Below are 3757 nucleotides of genomic sequence, written 5' to 3'. Positions count from 1 at the left end.
GGCCATGCGATTAAGCCGTTGAGAAATCGAAATTTCCCGCGGGCGCCTGCAGTCTTGGACAGGACAAGGTCAGCCGGCGAACCGCCTGACCTCTGCCCGCATTCCACCAACCGACGGTTTTCCTTCCTTTTCCGGCAAATCCTCGCGGACGTCCTGAAAAGGAATGATCTCCTGTCGTGTCGGGTTTTCGGAATGCGTGCACGAACGCGCCAGCCTAGGCCGGCACGTCCGGAGGCGGTTCTTTAACCGCTCCGGGCCTGCTTGCCAAGAGCAAAATTCACACCAGTTCCAATCCGTTGCCGCAGGCGCTTGACCCGGGCTGACAAGGACCGATTCAGGCCGATTTGACCCCATAAGGCAACCGCTTGCCCTCGAAGAACGCGCCGAGGTTCGCCAGCACGCAATTCTGCATGGCGACGTGCGATTCCAGGGTGTGGCCGCCGAGATGCGGGGCGAACACCACGTTGGGCAGCGCGGTCAGGGCGTCGGGGGCGTGCGGCTCCTTCTCGAAGACGTCGAGGCCGGCGCCGGCGATGGTCTTGTCGGTCAGGGCCGCCACAAGCGCCTGCTGGTCGATCACCGAGCCGCGGGAGATGTTGACGACATAGCCGTCCGCGCCGAGGCGCCCCAGGATATCGGCATTGACGACGTGCTGGGTCTCGTCCCCTGCCCGGACCGCGATCATCAGCACGCTGCACCAGTCGGCGAGCGCCTCCAGCGTCGGGAAATATTGATAGGGCAGATCGTACTTGGTGCGGCTGAAATAGCCGATTTCGCTCTCGAAGGCGGCGCAGCGCGCGGCGATCTTGCGGCCGATCTCGCCCATGCCGTAGACGCCGATCCGGCGGCCGGGCATGCCGGCCTGCGGGCGCATCATCGGCGAGGGCTTTGACGCGGCCCAATCGCCACTGCGGACATACTGGTCGGCGACTAGGATCCGCCGCGTCGTCGCCAGCATCAGGGTCATCGCGATGTCGGCAACCGAGGCCGCATTGGCGCCCGGGCTGTGGCCGACCGCGATGTTGCGCGCGGCGGCCGCTTTCAGGTCTATGCCGTCATATCCGGTGCCGTAGCAGACGATGGCGCCGAGTTTCGGAAACAGGTCCATCGCTTCGGCCCCGAGCGGGGTGCCGCCTGCAGTGAGCATCGCGCGAATGCCGCCGAGCTCGTCCGCCGAAAACACCTCCCGCGCGGGCTTGCCACCGGTGTCGAGCAGCTCAAACCGCTCGGCGAAGCGCGCCATCATCGTCTTGGGGAAGCGCGAGTAGATCAGGACCTTGTCAGCCATTGTTCTTGTTTCCGGTGAACGCCGCCACAAACGAAGAGGGGCGGAATCGGTTGCCCAATTCCGCCCCTCGCCTCATGCAATTTCCAAACCTCTAGCCGAGGCAAACCTTAGCCGAGAATGGTGCCCGGCTCGACCTTCACGCCCGGGCCCATCGTCGAGGACACCGCAACGCGCTGGATGTAGGTACCCTTGGAACCGGCCGGCTTCGCCTTCGAGACAGCGTCGGCCAGGGCCTTGATGTTCTCGACCAGTTTCTCCTCGGAGAACGAGGCCTTGCCGACGCCGGCCTGCAGGATGCCGGCCTTCTCGACGCGGAACTCGACCGAGCCGCCCTTGGCACCCTTCACGGCACCGGTGACGTCCATGGTCACGGTACCGATCTTCGGGTTCGGCATCAGGCCGCGCGGGCCCAGCACCTTACCGAGACGGCCGACCAGCGGCATCATGTCGGGGGTGGCGATGCAGCGGTCGAAATCGATCGAGCCGTTCTGCACCTTCTCGACCAGGTCTTCGGCGCCGACAACGTCGGCGCCCGCAGCCTTGGCCTCGTCGGCCTTGGCGCCACGGGCGAACACGCCGACGCGGAGCGTACGGCCGGTGCCGTTCGGCAGGGTCACGACGCCACGGACCATCTGGTCGGCGTGACGGGGATCGACGCCGAGATTGATCGCGACCTCGATGGTCTCGTCGAACTTCGCTTTCGCGCGTTCCTTGACCATCTTGATGGCTTCCGCGAGCGGGTAAAGCTTTTCGCGGTCAACACCTTCGCGGGCTTTGTTCAAACGCTTTCCGATTGCCATGACCGCTTACCCCGCCACTTCCAGACCCATCGAACGGGCAGAGCCCTCGACCATCTTCATGGCCGATTCGATGGTGTCGCAATTCAGGTCCTTCATCTTCTTCTCGGCGATCTCGCGCACCTGGGCCTTGGTCACCTTGCCGGCCTTGTCACGGCCCGGCGCCTTCGAGCCGGACTGGATCTTGGCGGCCTGCTTGAGGAAGTAGGACATCGGCGGCGTCTTCATCTCGAAGGTGAAGGAACGGTCCGCATAGATGGTGATGATCACCGGGATCGGGGTGTTCTTCTCTTCCTTCTGGGTCTGGGCGTTGAACGCCTTGCAGAACTCCATGATGTTGAGACCGCGCTGACCAAGCGCGGGACCGATCGGGGGCGAAGGATTCGCCGCACCGGCCGGGACCTGAAGCTTCAGGTATCCGGTCACTTTCTTTGCCATGTATCACTCCTGTTGTGCCGGACAGGCCGGCGGTTTCAGGTTCGTGGTCTGGGTCGGATGCGGCTGGCAACCGCCCTCTCCCTCCCACGGCCTCTCTTTGCGCGAAGCTTTTCGGCTTCACGCGCGACCCGGTCAGACCTTCTCGACCTGACCGAATTCCAGCTCGACCGGCGTGGCGCGGCCGAAGATCGACACCGCGACCTTCACGCGCGAGCGCGCCTCGTCGATTTCCTCGACCACACCGGAGAACGAGGCGAACGGGCCATCGGCCACGCGCACGTTCTCGCCGATCTCGAACGACACCGACGCCTTCGGCCGTTCCACGCCCTCCTGCACCTGGTGCAGGATTCGCATGGCCTCGGCTTCCGAGATCGGCATCGGCTTGTTTTCCGCGCCGAGGAAGCCGGTCACCTTCGGCGTGTTCTTGATCAGATGGAACGCCTCGTCGGTCAGCTTCATCTTCACCAGCACGTAGCCCGGGAAGAACTTGCGCTCGGCGTCGATCTTGCGGCCGCGGCGCACTTCCGTGACCTTCTCGGTCGGAACCAGCACCAGTTCGAACAGTTCCTCGAGCCCGCGCTGCTTGGCCTGCTCGCGGATCGATTCGGCGACCTTCTTCTCGAAGTTCGAATAGGCGTGGACGATGTACCAGCGCTTGTCGGACAATTGAGCGGTTGCTGTAGCCATCAGTGAATGCCCAAGAGGAAGGTGATGAGGTAACGGATGATCTGGTCGGCGGCGAAGAAGAAGATAGAGGCCACGGCGACCATGACGAACACCATGATGGTGGTGATCGTGGTCTCGCGACGGGTCGGCCACGTGACCTTGGCGGTCTCCGAGCGCACTTCCTGCAAGAACTTGAACGGGCTGACTGCCATCGTTTGATGTCCAACGTCCGTCGACAGACGCGAATGAATTTCAGGGATCCGAACAGCCGCCGTTGGCCCAGCCCTCTGTCTCGAAGGATGAGCCGGAAACCGGGCTCGATTGTTCGGGGATTTCAAAGCCGCGCCGGAGATCCGCGTCTAACGGGCCGGCTGCAGGTGGCGGGTATCTACTGCGAACGGGGCCAAACGTCAAGGTAGCGGCTCATCCGCCCGGCGTTCCCTCGCCCCGCAGGCCTATGGCAGAGCCCATGCGAATCAACGGTTTACCGGGCCGGGCCGAGCAGCCTCCCGACGCTCGAACCGGCCTGACTGCCCGCCTCGCGCTGACGGCGGCCCCGGACCAGCGT

5 protein-coding genes are annotated in these 3757 nt (G+C 64.0%); all 5 read right to left on the bottom strand.

Annotated features, from left to right (window positions below; translation table 11 throughout):
- Positions 1-334: 334 nt before the first annotated feature.
- The 5 genes from AC1D00_RS31340 to secE all read right to left on the bottom strand — a co-directional run bounded on the left by AC1D00_RS31340 (position 335) and on the right by secE (position 3401).
- Positions 335-1288 carry a 2-hydroxyacid dehydrogenase gene (locus tag AC1D00_RS31340; RefSeq protein WP_477013319.1) on the bottom strand — a complete coding sequence of 318 codons (954 nt, stop codon included), beginning with the start codon at positions 1286-1288 and terminating at the stop codon, positions 335-337.
- Positions 1289-1395: 107 nt separating this feature from the next.
- The gene (gene rplA, locus AC1D00_RS31335; protein WP_011088163.1) at positions 1396-2088 is read right to left on the bottom strand and encodes a 50S ribosomal protein L1; all 693 of its coding nucleotides are present in this window, start codon (positions 2086-2088) and stop codon (positions 1396-1398) included.
- Between the two features lie 6 nt (positions 2089-2094).
- Positions 2095-2523, bottom strand: coding sequence for a 50S ribosomal protein L11 (rplK, locus tag AC1D00_RS31330; protein ID WP_011088164.1), 429 nt, complete (start codon positions 2521-2523; stop codon positions 2095-2097).
- Between the two features lie 132 nt (positions 2524-2655).
- Positions 2656-3210, bottom strand: a complete 555-nt coding sequence (gene nusG / locus AC1D00_RS31325) for a transcription termination/antitermination protein NusG (RefSeq protein WP_007602985.1) — start codon at positions 3208-3210, stop codon at positions 2656-2658.
- On the bottom strand, positions 3210-3401 hold the full coding sequence (secE, locus tag AC1D00_RS31320; protein WP_007611620.1) for a preprotein translocase subunit SecE: 192 nt from the start codon (positions 3399-3401) through the stop codon (positions 3210-3212). Before secE ends, nusG begins: the two co-directional genes overlap by 1 nt.
- Positions 3402-3757 lie beyond the last annotated feature (356 nt).

The organism is Bradyrhizobium sp. P2_E8 (genome assembly GCF_056403875.1).
This window is presented reverse-complemented; position numbering and strand designations above follow the sequence as displayed.

Coding starts and splice junctions, on each gene's coding strand:
- AC1D00_RS31340 (WP_477013319.1), bottom strand. CDS start 1,288: ATGGCTGACAAGGTCCTGATCTACTCGCGCTTCCCCAAGACGATGATG.
- rplA (WP_011088163.1), bottom strand. CDS start 2,088: ATGGCAATCGGAAAGCGTTTGAACAAAGCCCGCGAAGGTGTTGACCGC.
- rplK (WP_011088164.1), bottom strand. CDS start 2,523: ATGGCAAAGAAAGTGACCGGATACCTGAAGCTTCAGGTCCCGGCCGGT.
- nusG (WP_007602985.1), bottom strand. CDS start 3,210: ATGGCTACAGCAACCGCTCAATTGTCCGACAAGCGCTGGTACATCGTC.
- secE (WP_007611620.1), bottom strand. CDS start 3,401: ATGGCAGTCAGCCCGTTCAAGTTCTTGCAGGAAGTGCGCTCGGAGACC.